Below are 16,095 nucleotides of genomic sequence, written 5' to 3'. Positions count from 1 at the left end.
ACGGATCAGGCTCGGGGCTCAGGTGCCGCACGGCCGCGTAGGGGTGCCTCAGGTAGCGTCCGCGGAGGCGGGTGAAGGCGGTCGGGTTGGGGCGGTGCGAGAGGAACTCCTTGATCTGTTGCGCGCATTGGCGTGGGCTTGCCGTGCTGGTGTCGCACTCCAGGTCGTAGTCGCCGTGCTCGTGGACCAGGTGGTATTGGTGCGCCGCAAGGCCTGGTGGGCGGTCGCCCCGGGCCAGCTCGCGGCGGGTCAGTTCGTCGAGCGGGCAGTGGACGCCGACGAAGAGTACGTCCTCGGGCCGCAGCACCGTCAGGCAGTCGAGCAGTCGCCACGGCTCGCTCAGCACATGGTCGACCACGATGTCGTTGCCTGCCTCGGCCATGGCCGCGATCGAGCGGTGGAAGCCCATCCTGGTCCGCCGCAGCGCTTCTTCGAGTTCCTCGGCCCCGAGTTCCCGCTTGCTGCGCATCGCGTTGAAGCCGTCGACCGCCAGGTGGAAGAAGACGCCGTCATCGAGGATTTCCAGAAGCTCCCGGGCGATGCTCGACTTCCCCGAGCTGGACGTGCCGTTGAGGAAGATGATGCGACCAGATGCCATGACGGCATGATCGCAGGTCGCCGGAGCCGCGCTCAGGGGATCTTGGCGAGCGGCGGCCGCAAGCGGTCGCCGGTCCGAACGTAGAGTCTGATCGAGCCGGTGGGACCTGGCGCGGAGACGGCTGCGGCCACCAGTGATCATCGTGTGTTGTGTGGACTGACGGTGAAGCTTGTGAGCCACCGCCGCATTTCAGAGGGGTGCCCGCGCTGTTCTGCCGGCGGCGGAACACCGGCCGGACGGGGCTTGACGATCACTACGGTTCAGTCTCATGAGGACGATTACGACGCGTGCGGTCGGGTACCCGGCGGACGGTTTGACGATGGTCGGGCATCTCGCGCTTCCGACCGGTGCCGGCCGCCGGCCGGCGGTGCTGGTCGGGCCGGAGGGCATGGGGCTCAGCGATGTCGAGCGCCGCCGGGCCGATGCTCTCGCCGAGCTGGGGTACGTGGCGCTGGCCTTCGACCTGCATGGCGGGCGCTATCTGGGCGACCCGGAGGAGATGCTTGCCCGTTGCATGCCGCTGCTCGCCGATCCCGAGCGGATGCGGGGCATCGGGCATGCGGCCCTTGACGTGTTGCGCGCTGAGCCGCGGGCCGACCCCGACCGGATCGCCGCCGTCGGTTACGGCACCGGGGGCGCGATCGGGCTGGAACTCGGGCGCGATGGCGTCGGCCTGCGCGCGATCGGGACGGTCAACGCGCTCACCACGGGCCGGCCGGGCGAGGCGGCGCGCATTCGCTGCCCGGTGTGGGCCGGGGTCGGGTCGGAAGACCCGATCATGCCGCCCGCGCAACGGGAGGCGTTCGCTGCCGAGATGCAGGCCGCGGGTGTCGACTGGCGCCTCGTGGTCTACGGCGGCGCCCTGCACGCCTTCCACCACCCGCCGGTCGACCACCCCACCGTCCCCGGCGTCGGCTACCACCCACGGCACGCGCGGCGGGCCTGGCGCGATGTCGTCGACCTGCTCGACGAGTGCCTGCCCATGACAGAGTGATCCGGTCAGTCCAAGCTCCGGCGCTCGCAGACCGCCGCGATGCTTGAGCTCCACTGCCACGGCGGCGGGGGAAGGCTGCGGCTTGCCGGTCCTCCACTTCGGGTATCCCACCCATCCGCTCCCGACGCGGGCCACGCCGCCGGCGGCCGGCCAAGCTCCACGCCGACAAAGGCTACGACTGCGACCACCTGCGCCGATGGCTCAGCCACCGAGGCATCCGCCCCCGTATCGCCCGCAAAGGCATCGAGTCATCGGCACGGCTGGGACGCCACCGCTGGGTCGTCGAAAGGTCGATGTCCTGGCTGGTCGGCCGCCGCAGACTCCGCCGCCGCTACGAACGCAAGGCCGAACACTTCCTCGCCTTCGTCGGCATCGCCGCAGCCCTGATCTGCCAACGCCGACTCGTCCGTGCGGACGGGCGGAACCTTCGAATCGTCCAGAGCCTTGAGGACCTGAACCGACAGCCGGGCGAGTCCCGCACCACGCCCCCGGGCGAAGCATGCGTGAGCCTCGCAGCGGGCGTGCTCTTTGGCGGCAGCCCGAGCGGCATCCTCGCTGTCGTACCACCTCACTGCGCGCCGCTCGTAGCCCTCCTGCGAGTCGGCGGGCACCCGTTCGGCTTCAAGGGCTCCGCAGCCCTCCCAGCCGTGGTATCTGGCACCCTTGTCGCTCACCCAGAAGTCCGGCATGCCGGGAAGTCTGCCACCGGGGAGAAGGCCACGCAGGACGACCCAGCTCCGGGCCGGGACGAGACCTGCGGATTCCGTGACCGTCGGGACATGCGTGCAGGGGTCGGCCGAGGCCGGGGCTCATCTTCCAGTCGGCGGTGCAGCGGTTGACTCCCCGCCTCAGCCACCGCCGCCGTCAACTCGTAAAGTTCTCTTGAGGACTTGTATGCTGATGTCACCCCGTTGATCAGGAGGGTGACCGCCGATGGCCAAGGCATACGAACGGATCGCTGACGACCTGCGTCGGCGCATCCAAGCTGGTGAACTGAGACCCGGGGACCGGCTGCCCGCCGAGACGGCCATGGTGGAGGAGTACGGGAAGAGCCTCCCGACGCTTCGGCAGGCGCTCGGCCTGCTCCAGTCCGAGGGGCTGATCGAGAAGCAGCACGGGCGCGGCAACTTCGTCCGGGTCCCCCGTACGCCCGTCCGGCGTACCAACCTGCGCCATCAGTGGGAGAAGGACCGGGCGCGTGAGCCGGAGGAGCAGCGGGCGCGGACTGTGGCCACCGAGCACGACACCGGTCTGGCCGTGGACGACCTGGTCTTCCGTGCCTCGTACCGTGAGACTAAGGCCGACGAGGAGCTGGCGGGGGCGTTCGACGTTCCCGTCGGGACGGCGATGCTGGAGCGCACGTATCGGACCCGGTACCGCGTGGAGCACGCTCCTTTCTCGCTTGTACGGTCCTACCTCCCGCGGGATCTGGTCGCCGGCAACCCCGCCCTGCTCGATGACTCGAACGAGCCGTGGCCCGGCGGCACCCAGAACCAGCTGTTCACGGTCGGCATCGAGCTGGACCGCATAGAGGAGCTGGTCACCGCCCGCACGCCCACCGTGGAGGAGGCCGAGGAGCTGGGCCTGCCGCCCGGCACGGCCGTCATCGTGCTCCGCAAGGCGTCGTACGACACCGATGGGCGGGTGGTCGAGCTGTCGCATGTGACGCTGCCGGGCGACCGTACGGAGATGCTGTTCACCACTCACCTGGAAAGGTGGTGACCGCCGTGCCAACTCGCCGCATCGAGGTCATCACGGCCGTCCACGCGCCCGCGGCCCCCTACCTCGCCGACGCCTACAAGTCGCTGGTCGCACAGGAGCTGCCGGACGGGTGGGAGTGGCACTGGCTGATCCGGGAGGACGGCCAGAGCGACGCCGTACGTCCTCACGTCCCGGACGATCCCCGGATCACCTTCACCCAGGGCCGGCCCGGCGGCCCGGGCGTGGCGCGCACGATGGCGTTGGCCCACGCCGCGGGCACGTACGTCAAGGTCCTGGACGCCGACGACCAGCTGACGGCCGGCGCGCTCGCCCGCGACCTGGCCGTACTCGAAGGCGACCCCGATCTCGGCTGGGCCACCTCCCGTGTCCTGGACCTGCTCCCCGACGGCTCGACGGCCGGCTTCGACGGCGACCCGGACGACGGCCCCCTGGACCGCGGCGTGGTCTTCGACTACTGGACGGCCCACAACTACCGCGCCCAGGTCCACCCGGCCACCCTCTTCATCCGCCGCGACCTCCTCCTTGCCCTGGGCGGTTGGATGGCCCTCCCGGCCTCCGAGGACACCGGCCTGCTGCTGGCGTTGAACGCGGTGAGCCGCGGCTGGTTCACCCGCGAGTACGGCCTGCTCTACCGGAAGTGGCCGGGGCAGGCGACGGCCCAGGCCAGCCACACGGAGACCGCCGAGCGGGACGCGCGGATGGCGGTGGTGGGAGCCCGCGTGCGGTCGATCTTGAGCGCTGGGTGGACGTACCCTACGGACAGGTAGATGCCCGCAGTACCGGGCAAGGGTGTCCTGGCCCAGCGCCGACGCTTCACGGCGCTGAACCCGGCGCCCCACCTGGGGACCCACTTCACGGTGGTCCAGGACGCCCCGCTCAGAACCCCGTCAGTAACGGTTCTCTGTCTCGTGCCGGCCACGGCACGATAGCGGCACGAACCGGTACTCCGATCACCGACAAGTTGGTGCATCCGGATCCACAGCCTCGCAGGACAATCGCCGTACGGCACGCACGACATGTGATCGACGGCCTTGTGCGCGGGATCGTGGAGAAAATGCGGTCGGAGCTGTCGAGTTGCTTACACCTCACTAGGATGGGTGCTGGTTTCGTCGACGCGTAGAACGGGGGACAGGGCGTGTCCGAGCCCAGCTCGCAACGGTTTTCGTTGCTCAACGACGAGCCGGTTGCCACAGCTGCAACCGACTTGTTAGGCGCCAGCCGTGCGGCAAAAGAACTCGCTGGCCTGCTTGTCGCCTCGCGGGGCTCGACGCCGTTTACCCTGGCCGTCGACGCCGGATGGGGGACGGGTAAGAGCAGCCTGATGCATCTGGTCGACACAGAACTGGCACAGGCTACTGACGTATACACGGTCTGGTACAACGCATGGACCTCGACCGGCGCGGATGCCCTGGAAGGGCTCATCAAGTCTGTCCTCATGCGTTTCGACCGCCGTGTGCTGCGCCGGGCCTTGCAGCGAGTCTCCGATAGCAGGGCTCTTGTAAGAGTGGCCCGTGCTCTCACCATGCTGGTGACGGGGCCGCTCGGAGTGGCTGGCCTGGCGGACGAGCTGTGGAAAAGTTTTTCCGTCAGCCCGCAGGCTCGTAACGAGATGCAGAAAGAGATCAAGGAATTAACGCAAGAGTGGGCAGAAACGAGTGAATTCTCACCGCAGCGACTGCTGGTGGTTTTCATCGACGATCTGGACCGCTGCTCGGAGAAGACCGTACTCGCGATTTGTGAGGCTGTGAAGGTATACCTGGACGTACCCGGGCTGGCCTTCGTCATCGGTTGTGACCGATCGGCGCTGGGCCCCAGCGGCCTACTGCGCGATCTGTCACCGGCCGGTTCAGCATTCATGGAGAAAATCTTTCAGACAACTTACCGGGTTCCCGTGCCCGACGAAACCGGGATCGAGGACTTTGTTCGCCGCTGTGCTCAAGAATCCGGCATCCAAGCGCTGCTGAACGCCGATCTCGTCTCTCTCATTGCTGACCGTTCGGGACGCAACCCGCGACGCATCAAAAAGCTGATCAACGGATTCGTACTGGAAATTCGTCTGAATCCGCTGTGGCGGGATTTCGGTCCTCAGGCCGTAGACGCCGTAATCAGGACATTGCTTCTCCAGCATCTGTACCCAGATTTTTACCGGATGCTCATCGGAAGCGGTACGGCCTACGGTGATGTACTCGTTGAATTTCTGGAATATCGCCAGGTCAGGCGTGCTCTACGGCAAATAGCGGACGACGGCTCCAACGATGTGGATCTCGCTCGTTTCTTTGTGGAGCACGAGGTGCGGCCGCCGGCGGAGGAGGATCCGGATCACAGAGGGGCCCTGGCAGAATTGGAGTCGCAGTTGCCCAGTGGATTCCCTGCGCTGGCTTCCGATCGCGGATTCACCTCGCTTATTGAGGACCTGATGGCGCTGCCGCAGGCCGAGGAACTGATCCAGAGGTTGCGGCAGCAGCGGCAACCCCTTTCCGGTCCTGCCGAGTCTGCCGTAGCGCTGGAGGCGGTGCCAGATAGTCCTGAGTGGCCCGCTCCCGACGACGGGAGGGCGCGGGCCGAGCAACCACTCGGGGGTATGCGCATCTTGTGGATCGATGACATGCCGGAGGGCGTCGAGCATGAAGCTCGGATGATGCGCCGGGAAGGAGCTCATGTGGCGGTCGTCAAGGACAGGGCGGAGGCAGAGTGGCACCTTTCCATTGAAAGCCACGATCTTTTGATCTCCGACATCACTCGTGGTACTGACTACGACGCTGGTTTCGATGATCTCGAACGCCTCCGCGGCGGGGGCCTCTATTCGGGGCCTGTGGTCTTCTACACGGGGCGAGTCACTCCCGCACGGGAGGCGCGCGCCGCGGAGTTGAGAGCCTTGGGCGTCACGGCGAGTGCACGGGAACTGCATCAACTGGTCGCCAGGGCGGCGCGGCTGCGCACGTCTCAATGAACGGTCGTGGCCGCTGCTGGTGGACGGTTTGCGGGCGGCCGGTGCTTACAGGTACGCCCAGCTACTGATGAAGCCGTGCGCGGCCTCACCGTACGGGCACCTCGTACACGATCTCGCACGCATTGGCCGGCACCACGATGTCGGCCGTCTCCACCGGTCGCCCGTCCTCCGCGTAGTACGTGCGCTGGATGTGGGTGGCCAGCGTGCCCTTGGGGACGCCGAGCAGGGTGGCCTCTTCCGCGGTGACCGTTCGCGGTGACGGTTGCTCGACCGCGCGGCTCACCGTGATGCCGATCTCCGCCATCCGCTCGACCACGCCCTTGCCCGCGTGCGGGCCGCCTTCCGGGAGGACGATCAGGGTGCCGGCGGTCAGGGTGTACGGCTCCCAGCTGGTGGAGAGCTGGACGGGTTTGCCGTCGGCGAGGAACTCGTACGAAGTGCGGACGCACAAGTCGCCCTCGGCCAGGCCGAGTCGGGCCGCGATGTCGGCGGGCGCCGGGACCTTGGCGTCCGTACGGCTTTCCCAGGTGCCGCGCCTGCCCATCACCGCCATGTCCGAGGCGAACGGCGAACCGCCCGCCTGCTCGCGGTAGATCGAGCGCACCATACGGAGGCGCTCGCGCGGCTGGGCGACGTACGTACCCGAGCCCGCGCGCCCCTCCAGGGTGCCCAGGGAGATCAGCAGTTCCTGGGCCCGGCGCACGACGTTGTCCCCGACGCCGTACTGCGCGGCCAGGTCGGCGCGGGAGGGGAGGCGGTCGCCGGGCGCCCAGTCACCTGCCGCGATGCGCTCGCGGAGCACGTCGGCGATGCGGAGGTACGGCGGCTGATCAGGCATATGCACAATCTAGTCCACTAGCTCTAATCTAGTTAACTAGCATCACGCAGAGTGCTCACGATGCCTCGCTGTGCTCGTGATCTCTGCACAACCGCGCCCAAGCGGAGGACCGCCTTGTGCCCCCACCCTCGAACCCCGGAGCCGCCGAGCCCCGGGAAGCACGGATCACCGAGATCGCCACGCGCCTCACCGCCGCCGGGCTCAGGCCGCAACGCAAGGAGAGCCGCGGCCACACCTCCGTGGAAGCGGCTGTTCCGCCGTCCCTGTCCGCGGAGTCCTGGGCCGAGGTCCTGGCCGCCCTGGAGACCGCCGACTGGTTCGGACTCACCGACAGCAGCAAACGCGGCCGCTGGTTATGGGCCGCCGTCCGCCGAAGCCCCCTCGTACCGCCAGACCCCGACGAGGGGCCGCACGTTCAGCCGTAGGAGCTGACCACCGTGTTCGACCGCATCCCCCGAGCCGTTCCGCGGCTCTTTCCCGCTACCGGCCGCCGCCGTCGACGGTCGCTGCGACCAACCCCCCTCATTGAGGCGGGAATACGGTCCAGCCTGCGGGCTGGAGCCCCCGCGTGAGTGCCCGCCACCAGCAGGTGGCCGACGACCTGCGGCGGCGTATCCGGTCCGGCGACCTGCCGGTGGGCCGGCGCCTGCCCTCCGAATCCGCGCTCGCCGCCCAGTACCGGTCAGCGTCCCGACCCTCCGTGAAGCCCTCGGGGTGCTCCAGATCGAGGGCTTGGTGGAGAAGTTCCAAGGGCGCGGGAACTTCGTACGCGCGCCCCTTCCCCGCCTCGAATACCCCGGAGCCGACGGCCGAGGCCTCCACGTAACGGCCAGCTACGCCGACACGACGGCCACCGGCGACCTGGCCGCCCGGCTCGCATCACCGCCGGGCACGCCGGTCACCGAGTACCTGTACGTCGCCCACCGCGACGACGCCCCGCACAGCCTCGCCCACGTCTACGTACCCCACCGCGTCGCCCAGTTCGCCGTCCCGGACATCGGCTACTCCCCCTGGGGAGACGACGTCCTCCGCCAACTCGTCACGCGGGCCGGCGTGCCCGTGGCATGCGAAACGCACCAGGTCACCGCCCGGTTCCCCACCGACGCGGAAGCACAGTCGCTGCGCATCGCCACCCGCACGCCCGTCCTCGCCGTCGAACGCACCCTCCTCACCGACCGCGGCCCGGTCGCCGCCTACGCCCTGCTCGTACTCCCCGGCGACCGGGCGCAAGTCGCCTTCGCGACGGGGGATTTCAGGAAGGAACCACCAGATGGGTACGACCCCGCCGGCTCGCTCGGAGGAGCGCGCGATGAACGGCGCTGACGCCATGGACGAGACGGCGGAGGCCGGCTCCGGGGCCGCCGTCTCGGTACGCCGCTGGCCGAACGGCCCCCGCTGCGTCCCGCGCGCCCGCCACCACCTGCGCCAGGAGATGGAGGCGTGGGGCCTGGCCCCGGCCCTCGTGGACACCGCCGAACTGGTGGTGTCCGAACTGGTCACCAACGCGGTACGGCACGCCCGCATGCCGAGGGGCCGCCTGATCGAGACCCGTCTTCAGCGGACGGGCGACGGCGTACGCATCGAGGTCCACGACGCCAACGAGACGAGGCCGGAGGTGCACAGGGCCGCGGAGGACGAGGAGTCCGGACGCAGCCTGGCCCTGGTGGAGGCACTGACCGGCGCGCGGTGGGGGGTGAGCAGCCGGGAGGGCGTGGGCAAGCTGGTGTGGGCGGTCGTATCCCCGAGTGGCACGAGGGAGCGGCGTGCCTGACCCATCGCACTGCCCCCCGCATAACGCCGAAGCTGTAGCTGTCCAGCCCGGCAACCAGGACCTTCCACCCGCGGAATCAGGATGGAGGCCCCCACAGAGCTCGTAAAACGATCTTGTGGTTCAAGTTGCTGCACCGCTGATACTCGGCCGTCCACCTGCCACGATACTTGGGCGATGGATAGCTACGAGGGCACTGCGACGCTTGAGTGGTGGGCTAACCAGTCGACGTGCTTGGCCAGGTTCGGCGTGCGAGTCGCGGTTGGCGTGACCGGCAACGACTGGACGTGCGACGCGACCTTTGAACCTTCCCTGACCGGGGAGGATCAGGAGGGCTTCGACTTCCTGATGGCGCTCGATCCGCTCTTCACTCTGCGCTTCGACGAGGAGAGCATGCTGCACGTCAACGTCGTCGCGGCAGCGGATGACGGACGACTCACTCTTACCGCCTATCAAGAAGAGGCCGCGCAGCCGGCAAGTACCAGGCGGCTGCCGCGCTAGTAGCTTGTCGCGGCTAAGTATTGTTCTGCTTGCTGGAGTTGGGGGTCGGGCAAACTCCCCTTGCCGCTTCCGTTCGGTCGGGCAGGGGGTGCCTGTGTCCTCGCAGAAGAAGTATCCGGTTGCGTTGAGTGCTGAGGATCGTCGGGCGTTGGTACGGGTGGCGACGACGGGGTCCGCAGCGCGTCGATGATCAGGCGGGCGCGGGTGCTGCTCAATGCGAGGCCGCACACGTGTCACGTGCCGGAACGGTCGGGAACCGACCGAGGTCCGGTCGGAAGACAGCCTCCCGGGCGGTGAGCGGTGGCCTGACGCGGCCCCGGGTCAGACGTGGCAACCGGTAGCCGGCGGAGTGGTCACGACCGGTGCCGCGTCCGCCCCGCCCGCACCGCGTACGGGACCGCCTCAGCGGTCGAGCCGGTCGAACCAGTCCGCGACGCGCGGGACTGCGACCAACTGCGAGGGGAAATGGGTGACGTCGCCCACGTTGATCAGGTCCGAGTAAACCCCATTCGCTTCGAGTTGGTGCCGGCAGGACTGCGCGTTGGCGATCGCCACGTCGCGGTCGCCCTTGGCGGCGTACAGACGTACCGGAATGCCCGGCTGCCACCCGGCGCATGTGGTGTCGTTGGTGCGCAATGCGCGTGCCAGCGCGCCGCTGGGGTGCCGCAGCCAGTCAAGGAACCGCGGCGTCAGCAGCTGCTGCATCGTGTCCGGCAGGCCGGCGAACACCTGCTCGTCGCTGTGCGCGCCGTCGTAGAGGTCCTCCACGGTCCGGTCGTACGGCGGCAGGAACGCCTGCGAGGGCGCGTCGTACAGCCCGTACGTCCGGTTCATCGCGGTGATCCAGAACCCGAAGTAGAAGGTGGCCTCTTTAGGGTCGAGCCGCCCGTCGAAGGCGGCCGGGATTTCGGCGTGCTCCACGTCGTACGGCCCGCTGACCGGCGCGACCGCCGCGGCCTGGAAATAGGGGTCGCCGCCCCGCCGTAGTGTGCCGGCCAGGGCCATCGCGGCCTGGCCGCCCTGCGAGAAGCCGGTGACCAGCACACCGCGTTCCAGCGAGTGCCCGTGGCCGGCCGCGACGGTTCGCGCGGCCCTGAGCATGTCCAAGGACGCGGACGCCTCGGTGGCCGCGTCCATGTACGGATGGGCTCCGGGCCCCAGGCCCAGCCCGAGATAGTCCGGTGCGACGGCCGCGTAGCCGCGCCCGGCGAACAGTTCGACCGCGGCGCGCCCGGCGTTGTCGTCCTCCGAGGGCGCGTCGTCCCTGGCGACCATCGTGCCGTGGTCGTACGACACCACCCGCAGCTGCTGATCGCCCCGCTCGGGCAGCACGACCAGCCCGCTTGCCTGGGTCGAAGCGCCAGTGGTCCCGCCCGTGCGGTAGACGACGCGATACTCGTCGATGGCATAGCGCGGCGCCGACGTCTCGTATCCCGCGTCTTCCAGTGCTTGAGCCGTCGCGGCCTGCGACAGATGCGCGATCAGGGTGGACGACACCACCTGCCCCCTGCCGGTGTCTCCTGCGGGGCCGGCCGTGTCCGCCTTGACGGCGCCGCCGGTCCCGGCGGCTGCGCTGGCCGCGGCCAGCACCCCCGCGCAGACGGTCACCGCCGCACCGGCGAAGGCGACGCTCACAGCCCGGCTGCTCAGTCTTCTGTGTCCCGTGCTTCGCATGCCGTAAAGCTACGAGCGCGCCCGCCGCCCGCACGATCCCGCCAACACCCCCGGCATGCAGGGGTTTACCCCACCCGCGCCAGGGGGGTGTTCCCCCTGGGGCCGGTCCGTGCCGGCCTGACCGACAGTAAGGACGACAACCGCGGGCCCGCCGAGCAGGAGCAGCACGACTTCCAGCAGCACTTCGAGCTCCGCAAGGTGGACACCGCGACGACCACCCACCTGGTCGACCCGCTCACCAGCCGCCATTGGCCGGGCCCCGGCCACGCCTTCAAGGTCCCGCCGGGCTCGCTCCCTGGCAAGGGCACCCGCCTGGTCGCCTCAGCGATCATCCCAGGCCAGAACAGCCGCACGGACAGCGCGACTTCAGGGCCCCGTAGCGTTCCCGCGCGGACACCCCGCCCCGGGCGAGGACGCCAACTCCTCGCACTTCCTCCGGGTCAAGCAGATCCAGTATCAGCGTGTCCACCACTCAGGGGGATGCCCCGTTCCCCGAGAAACCGTCCAGAGACATCAAGCCGGTGGATCGGGCTGAGTATCCCGAGCCGAACATTCTCACTCGACGTGGCGGCCCCGCAGCTCGATCTGCGTGAGCCAGCCCAGATTCGGCAAGGTCTCGGGTGCGGCAGGCGGTCTGACCCGGTCCAGGAGGCCTGGCGTCAGTTCCGGCTCGATCGTCAGGGCTGCGTAGGCCAGACATCCGTTCGCGTATCGGGCCTGCGCCGGCTTGCCGATTCCCGGGTACACGCATCCTTCGGGCAGTCGGGTCAGCAGGTGGAACGGCCGCGCATCCGAACGCTGCCTCCAGCCATCCAGGACAGTCCGGGGGATGTCCGAACAGGCGGACGCTGACGTCGTCGACGAATGGCCCGTGACGGTGGAACCGACGGCTGTTCCATACGCCGCTCACGTCGAGTCCGTCCCGAGGGTCAGTGATGATCACCGTGGCGGCGTCGCCGAGCAGGACGGAGGCACCGTCGGTCTCGCACCCGACGACGTTCTGGCCGGCCAGGCGTTCCGCTGTGTGCTCCGGTGAGCAGATCGTTCGGGTTCACGAGCACGCAACGGACCTTATCGCCGTCGCTGATCGTGGGGCTGACGTGATCGGCGTCCGAGGGCCGAGCTCGGTGTGCGGAGCCGGGGTACGCCCAGACCGCATCTGCGGAGTCGGTGGTTCAGGAGGGCGCAGCCCTCAGGGCAGCGTCTCGGCGTCGACCTTGGAGAAGATGAGGTCGCTCTCCTCGGTGACCGGCCCCCGCCACCGTACGGGGACGGCGGCGGGGCCCCGCAGCGCGGAGGGGTAGGACGCGGCGGCGTACTCGTTGGCGAGGCGGTAGACGTGGAAGCCCGCGCTGCGCATGGTGTCGAGGAGTTCGTCGACGGAGTCGCCGAGCTGCTCCATACGGTCCGGGGTCACCTCGACGGTGATCTCGGCGTCGGGCCGGAGCTGGTCGAGGAGCGGGGCCATGCCGCGTACGACGCCGCCCTCGGCGCCTTCGACGTCCACCTTGATGACGCGGGCCCGCGCGATCTCGTCCGGCTCCAGCACCTCCGGGAGCGGGTACGCCTGGATCTCGAAGCTCGACTCCACGGGACCGTCCCACGGGACGATGCTGTTGGCGCCCATGTTGGCGGAGCTGGCCAGGATGAACGTGAGCGTCTGCCGCTTGTCGGACACGGCAGTGTGGACGACCCGGATGTTGCGGCAGTCGTTGAGGCGGGCGTTCTGCTGAATCCGCGCGTTGAAGGCTTCTGAGGCCTCGATGGCTACGACCCGCCCCTGTGGGCCGACCAGCTTGGAGGCCAGGACGCTGAAGTAGCCGATGTTGGCGCCGACGTCGACGAAGGTGTCGCCGGACCGGAGTCGGCGCTGGAGCCAGTGCGTCATGCGCGGCTCCCACACGCCGAACAGGTACAGGTACCGCTGGATGAGGTCCTGTGTGTCGAGGGCGAATCGTGCCCCGATGGCGGTCTCGGTGACCCTTCGCCTCGGCTCGTCGCGGAGGCGGGGGTTGAGGTACTCGCCGGCCAGCGGGGCCTTCAGCAGGGTGCCCGGGGCCTTGCGTACGTACCACCGACCGAGCGTGACCAGGACGTCTTCCACGGGGCCGCTCATCGATCACCTCTCCGCAGGGGGCCACGGGCACCGTAACACCCCGCGCGGGAGCGCCCTGCCCCCTAAAATCCTCAAGACGTCTTTACGACCGCGGGGTGGTGGCACGGGCTTGAGCGCGTCGGAACAGCTCTTAACGATCGCGGCCGTTCTGCTCGGCGCCCTGACCACGTACGTCACCAACTACTGGACAGAACGCCAGCGCATCCGCCGCGAGAACCTCACCCGCTGGGACACCCGCAAGCTCGACGCCTACGAGAACTACGTCGACCGGGTCCGCGCCTCGATATTCCTCGCCGTCGATTTGTACGAACACCGCGAGGGCATCCGCCCCAGCGACGACCCGGAGGCGGCGATGGTGGCCGCCATCAACGATGCCGCGCGCTTACGGGGCCGATCCTTCGAACGCATCATGCTCCTGGCCGGCGACGAGGTCGTGGAGGCCGCCCACTCCCTGAACGCTGTCGCGATGGAGATCGACTGGCAGGCCCTGGGCAAGACCCCGGGCACGCTGGAGGAGTGGCGGGCCCGCCACCGCGGGGCTTTCGCCGCCATCAACGCCTTCCACGAGGCAGCGCGTGCGGACCTCGGCGTGAGCGGCCGCGTCACCGGCGACACCCACCCGGACCGCGACCTGCTGCTCCCGCCAGCTCGACGGGAGGAGGGGGCGTGAGGACGGGGGAGGTCGGCCTTGAGCGGCTGGTACTGCGCTGTCGAAGAAACACTAAAGAGGAGTACGGAACTGATGGCACTTGTTGCATTGGTTGCAGTGTTTTAGGGGTAATGCCGGAATCTCAGCTTGTAAGTAAAAACAGCCGACTGCCAGTATGAAACCCCAGGTCGCGGCCTCTGCTCCCCGCACGCGCGGGGCTGTTCCCCGGCAGCAACAGTTCGACGACCGGGAGGCGTACTGCTCCCCGCACGCGCGGGGCTGTTCCCGCGCCCGCGGTGCCACCGGCCGCGGCCGCCGACTGCTCCCCGCACGCGCGGGGCTGTTCCCAACGGCGGAACCCCGCCCCGCCGCCGCCGCGGCTGCTCCCCGCACGCGCGGGGCTGTTCCCCACTGGGCGCCCCGGCCGGACAAGAGCATCATGCTGCTCCCCGCACGCGCGGGGCTGTTCCCGCGGCGTACGCGGTGTCGACCACGAGCAGCTGCTCCCCGCACGCGCGGGGCTGTTCCCTGCTCGGCCGGCCGGGTCGATGCTGGCGAGGACTGCTCCCCGCACGCGCGGGGCTGTTCCCAACAGCTGCCGTGCGTTCCGCCAGTTCCTGCTCTGCTCCCCGCACGCGCGGGGCTGTTCCCCGCAACATCATCACGGCCGCGTACGGCGAGGTCTGCTCCCCGCACGCGCGGGGCTGTTCCCCAGCTGTGCGAACTGGTTCAGGCCGTGACCGGCTGCTCCCCGCACGCGCGGGGCTGTTCCCAGCAAGCTGCAGACGGCGGGCTTCGGCCGGCTCTGCTCCCCGCACGCGCGGGGCTGTTCCCGACGGGTGGCCCTGGCCTCCCATGAGAGGAAACTGCTCCCCGCACGCGCGGGGCTGTTCCCGGGTTCCGGAACCGTTGCGGAACGGTGTCCGCTGCTCCCCGCACGCGCGGGGCTGTTCCCCGGGCGACCGGGAAGAGTTGACCACCCGCCACCTGCTCCCCGCACGCGCGGGGCTGTTCCCATCCCCCACCGCCGCTACCCCTGCGCCGAATGCTGCTCCCCGCACGCGCGGGGCTGTTCCCTACGTTCTCGACGAGAAGATCGACGCCGAGCACGCTGCTCCCCGCACGCGCGGGGCTGTTCCCGGCTGGCAGGTCCGCGTCGAGGGGCTGACCGACTGCTCCTCGCACGCGCGGGGCTGCTCCCGCGAAGGACACCGCGGGCCTGGCCACAACCAGCTGCTCCTGCCCGTGGGGCTGTTTCCCGACGTCCGCCTTCTAGGGGCGGATGTCGTCCGCTCGAACGTTGCAAGGTAGCCGTGGTCAACCTTTGGTCAGCCCGGCTCGGCCACGGGCTCGCCACCCAGCTTTTCCGCTGATCAGACCGCGTGCGCCTCCGCCGCGCGAGTCGGCCTTGAAAACCGTCGTGGCAGCGATGTCACCGTGGGTTCAAATCCCACAGCCTCCGCGCAGGTCAGCGTTCTAGCTGGTCAGATGGGGTGGCCCAGGTTCTGGGGCACCCCATCGGCGTGTGGCCTGTCTCACTCCCGGGCGCCCGGATCCCAGTGTTGACCAGTGTTTGTGGACCAGTGGTGGACCGGGCTTGGGGTCCCTCAAGGCTGCCCGGTGGCCCGACGGGTCGAGCGTGTGGTCGGTGGCAGGCGCATCAGGGCCGTTCGGCTGCGGGTCGGGGAATGTCGTCCGGCTGGCTCGGGGAAACCATTGGCCGGACGGCCTGGTGCCGGACAGAATGCCGTGATGGACCAGGCCGCCGATGAGGCTGAGCAGTTGCAGGTGATCCGTCGCTACGTGACGGCTGGCCGGCGCTACCTCAAACTGGGCGGCGGCCTTCTGGCCAGGGACGGACGGGAACGGTCCAGGTTCGCCCGGAACCTCGGCGAGGACGCAGGCAGGATCACGCCTCGTGAGCTGGACATCCTGCTCGACGGCGGATGGCGTGAGCGCAAGACTGCCGCGTGGCTCATCGCCGTGGCCGGCAGAAGCGGCTTTCGCGATCGTCTCGGCGAACTCCTGCTCGCCAGCGAAGGGCCTTACGCGGGTATGGCCTACTGCGTTGCCCTCGCTACTTTCGGCACCTCTGCTGACGCCGGGCTTCTGGCGGCTTACCTGGACCGCTACCTGGCCCGGTTCGACCTCGATTACGACCAGGGGCCCGCGATCGGCGCTCTTCTGCTGATCGACGCCAGGCTTAGTGCTGACAACGCGGCTCGGTTCCTCACCCCGGGCGGTCCTTGGCAGCACTGAAGTGACGGCCCCGCCGGCAGAAACTG

General features: G+C 69.1%; 16 protein-coding genes, 2 pseudogenes and 1 CRISPR repeat array. Of the genes and pseudogenes, 13 read left to right on the top strand and 5 right to left on the bottom strand.

Translation table 11 applies throughout. From position 1 onward, the window contains the following. Positions 1-34: 34 nt before the first annotated feature. Positions 35-598 (bottom strand): annotated as a pseudogene (locus tag K7G61_RS02475) (chloramphenicol phosphotransferase CPT family protein); the annotation flags it as partial. A gap of 268 nt (positions 599-866) precedes the next feature. On the opposite strand from K7G61_RS02475, the gene K7G61_RS02470 reads away from it, so the two are divergent. From K7G61_RS02470 to K7G61_RS02450, 5 genes and pseudogenes are all read left to right on the top strand, one after another. Next, positions 867-1,592: a dienelactone hydrolase family protein gene (locus tag K7G61_RS02470; RefSeq protein WP_225844903.1), complete on the top strand. Its 726-nt coding sequence runs from the start codon at positions 867-869 to the stop codon at positions 1,590-1,592. 116 nt (positions 1,593-1,708) lie between these two features. Continuing rightward, positions 1,709-1,996: pseudogene (locus K7G61_RS02465) on the top strand (transposase); the annotation flags it as partial. A 529-nt stretch (positions 1,997-2,525) separates the two neighbouring features. Next, positions 2,526-3,314, top strand: coding sequence for a GntR family transcriptional regulator (locus K7G61_RS02460; RefSeq protein ID WP_225844902.1), 789 nt, complete (start codon positions 2,526-2,528; stop codon positions 3,312-3,314). Next, the gene (locus K7G61_RS02455) at positions 3,311-4,081 is read left to right on the top strand and encodes a glycosyltransferase family 2 protein (RefSeq protein ID WP_225844901.1); all 771 of its coding nucleotides are present in this window, start codon (positions 3,311-3,313) and stop codon (positions 4,079-4,081) included. The genes K7G61_RS02460 and K7G61_RS02455 overlap by 4 nt, the downstream gene beginning before the upstream one ends. 368 nt (positions 4,082-4,449) lie before the next feature. After that, entirely contained in the window at positions 4,450-6,264 is a 1,815-nt protein-coding gene (locus tag K7G61_RS02450; protein WP_225844900.1) for a P-loop NTPase fold protein, read from the top strand. A gap of 85 nt (positions 6,265-6,349) precedes the next feature. Here K7G61_RS02450 and K7G61_RS02445 read toward each other — a convergent pair whose 3' ends face one another. Then, positions 6,350-7,102, bottom strand: coding sequence for a GntR family transcriptional regulator (locus tag K7G61_RS02445; protein ID WP_225844899.1), 753 nt, complete (start codon positions 7,100-7,102; stop codon positions 6,350-6,352). A 116-nt stretch (positions 7,103-7,218) separates the two neighbouring features. Between K7G61_RS02445 and K7G61_RS02440 the strand changes: the two genes are divergently transcribed. From K7G61_RS02440 to K7G61_RS02420, 5 genes are all read left to right on the top strand, one after another. After that, the gene (locus K7G61_RS02440) at positions 7,219-7,527 is read left to right on the top strand and encodes a hypothetical protein (protein WP_225844898.1); all 309 of its coding nucleotides are present in this window, start codon (positions 7,219-7,221) and stop codon (positions 7,525-7,527) included. Positions 7,528-7,670: 143 nt separating this feature from the next. Continuing rightward, the gene (locus K7G61_RS36250) at positions 7,671-7,928 is read left to right on the top strand and encodes a GntR family transcriptional regulator (protein WP_308190577.1); all 258 of its coding nucleotides are present in this window, start codon (positions 7,671-7,673) and stop codon (positions 7,926-7,928) included. After that, positions 7,817-8,425, top strand: coding sequence for a GntR family transcriptional regulator (locus K7G61_RS02430; RefSeq protein ID WP_308190576.1), 609 nt, complete (start codon positions 7,817-7,819; stop codon positions 8,423-8,425). The genes K7G61_RS36250 and K7G61_RS02430 overlap by 112 nt, the downstream gene beginning before the upstream one ends. Next, on the top strand, positions 8,412-8,873 hold the full coding sequence (locus K7G61_RS02425; protein ID WP_225844897.1) for an ATP-binding protein: 462 nt from the start codon (positions 8,412-8,414) through the stop codon (positions 8,871-8,873). The genes K7G61_RS02430 and K7G61_RS02425 overlap by 14 nt, the downstream gene beginning before the upstream one ends. Before the next feature lie 174 nt (positions 8,874-9,047). Further along, the gene (locus tag K7G61_RS02420; RefSeq protein ID WP_225844896.1) at positions 9,048-9,371 is read left to right on the top strand and encodes a hypothetical protein; all 324 of its coding nucleotides are present in this window, start codon (positions 9,048-9,050) and stop codon (positions 9,369-9,371) included. A gap of 402 nt (positions 9,372-9,773) precedes the next feature. Here K7G61_RS02420 and K7G61_RS02415 read toward each other — a convergent pair whose 3' ends face one another. Continuing rightward, positions 9,774-11,045: an alpha/beta hydrolase gene (locus tag K7G61_RS02415; protein WP_225844895.1), complete on the bottom strand. Its 1,272-nt coding sequence runs from the start codon at positions 11,043-11,045 to the stop codon at positions 9,774-9,776. 555 nt (positions 11,046-11,600) lie between these two features. Beyond that, positions 11,601-11,792: a hypothetical protein gene (locus K7G61_RS02410; RefSeq protein ID WP_225844894.1), complete on the bottom strand. Its 192-nt coding sequence runs from the start codon at positions 11,790-11,792 to the stop codon at positions 11,601-11,603. Positions 11,793-11,874: 82 nt separating this feature from the next. Here K7G61_RS02410 and K7G61_RS02405 point away from each other — a divergent pair, with 82 nt between their 5' ends. Further along, positions 11,875-12,081 (top strand): hypothetical protein, encoded by a 207-nt coding sequence (locus K7G61_RS02405; protein WP_225844893.1) that lies wholly within the window; start codon positions 11,875-11,877, stop codon positions 12,079-12,081. Between the two features lie 156 nt (positions 12,082-12,237). On the opposite strand, the gene K7G61_RS02400 is transcribed toward K7G61_RS02405, so the two are convergent. Then, positions 12,238-13,161, bottom strand: coding sequence for an FkbM family methyltransferase (locus K7G61_RS02400; RefSeq protein ID WP_225844891.1), 924 nt, complete (start codon positions 13,159-13,161; stop codon positions 12,238-12,240). A gap of 109 nt (positions 13,162-13,270) precedes the next feature. On the opposite strand from K7G61_RS02400, the gene K7G61_RS02395 reads away from it, so the two are divergent. Both K7G61_RS02395 and K7G61_RS02390 read left to right on the top strand, forming a co-directional pair. Beyond that, positions 13,271-13,831 (top strand): hypothetical protein, encoded by a 561-nt coding sequence (locus tag K7G61_RS02395; RefSeq protein WP_225844889.1) that lies wholly within the window; start codon positions 13,271-13,273, stop codon positions 13,829-13,831. Positions 13,832-14,007: 176 nt separating this feature from the next. Continuing rightward, positions 14,008-15,011: direct repeats of the CRISPR family, unit length 29 nt; unit sequence CTGCTCCCCGCACGCGCGGGGCTGTTCCC. Between the two features lie 551 nt (positions 15,012-15,562). Beyond that, complete coding sequence (locus K7G61_RS02390) at positions 15,563-16,069, top strand: DUF6000 family protein (protein ID WP_308190575.1); 507 nt, start codon at positions 15,563-15,565, stop codon at positions 16,067-16,069. Positions 16,070-16,095: the final 26 nt, after the last annotated feature.

Origin of the sequence: Streptomyces sp. HPF1205, from assembly GCF_020400825.1 — a bacterium.
GTDB lineage: Bacteria > Actinomycetota > Actinomycetes > Streptomycetales > Streptomycetaceae > Actinacidiphila.
This window is presented reverse-complemented; position numbering and strand designations above follow the sequence as displayed.

What these genes read in the sequence shown, in the direction of transcription:
- K7G61_RS02470 (WP_225844903.1), top strand. Translation starts at nt 867, where the DNA reads ATGAGGACGATTACGACGCGTGCGGTCGGGTACCCGGCGGACGGTTTG.
- K7G61_RS02460 (WP_225844902.1), top strand. Translation starts at nt 2,526, where the DNA reads ATGGCCAAGGCATACGAACGGATCGCTGACGACCTGCGTCGGCGCATC.
- K7G61_RS02445 (WP_225844899.1), bottom strand. Translation starts at nt 7,102, where the DNA reads ATGCCTGATCAGCCGCCGTACCTCCGCATCGCCGACGTGCTCCGCGAG.
- K7G61_RS02425 (WP_225844897.1), top strand. Translation starts at nt 8,412, where the DNA reads ATGAACGGCGCTGACGCCATGGACGAGACGGCGGAGGCCGGCTCCGGG.
- K7G61_RS02420 (WP_225844896.1), top strand. Translation starts at nt 9,048, where the DNA reads ATGGATAGCTACGAGGGCACTGCGACGCTTGAGTGGTGGGCTAACCAG.
- K7G61_RS02415 (WP_225844895.1), bottom strand. Translation starts at nt 11,045, where the DNA reads ATGCGAAGCACGGGACACAGAAGACTGAGCAGCCGGGCTGTGAGCGTC.
- K7G61_RS02405 (WP_225844893.1), top strand. Translation starts at nt 11,875, where the DNA reads ATGTCCGAACAGGCGGACGCTGACGTCGTCGACGAATGGCCCGTGACG.
- K7G61_RS02400 (WP_225844891.1), bottom strand. Translation starts at nt 13,161, where the DNA reads ATGAGCGGCCCCGTGGAAGACGTCCTGGTCACGCTCGGTCGGTGGTAC.
- K7G61_RS02390 (WP_308190575.1), top strand. Translation starts at nt 15,563, where the DNA reads ATGGACCAGGCCGCCGATGAGGCTGAGCAGTTGCAGGTGATCCGTCGC.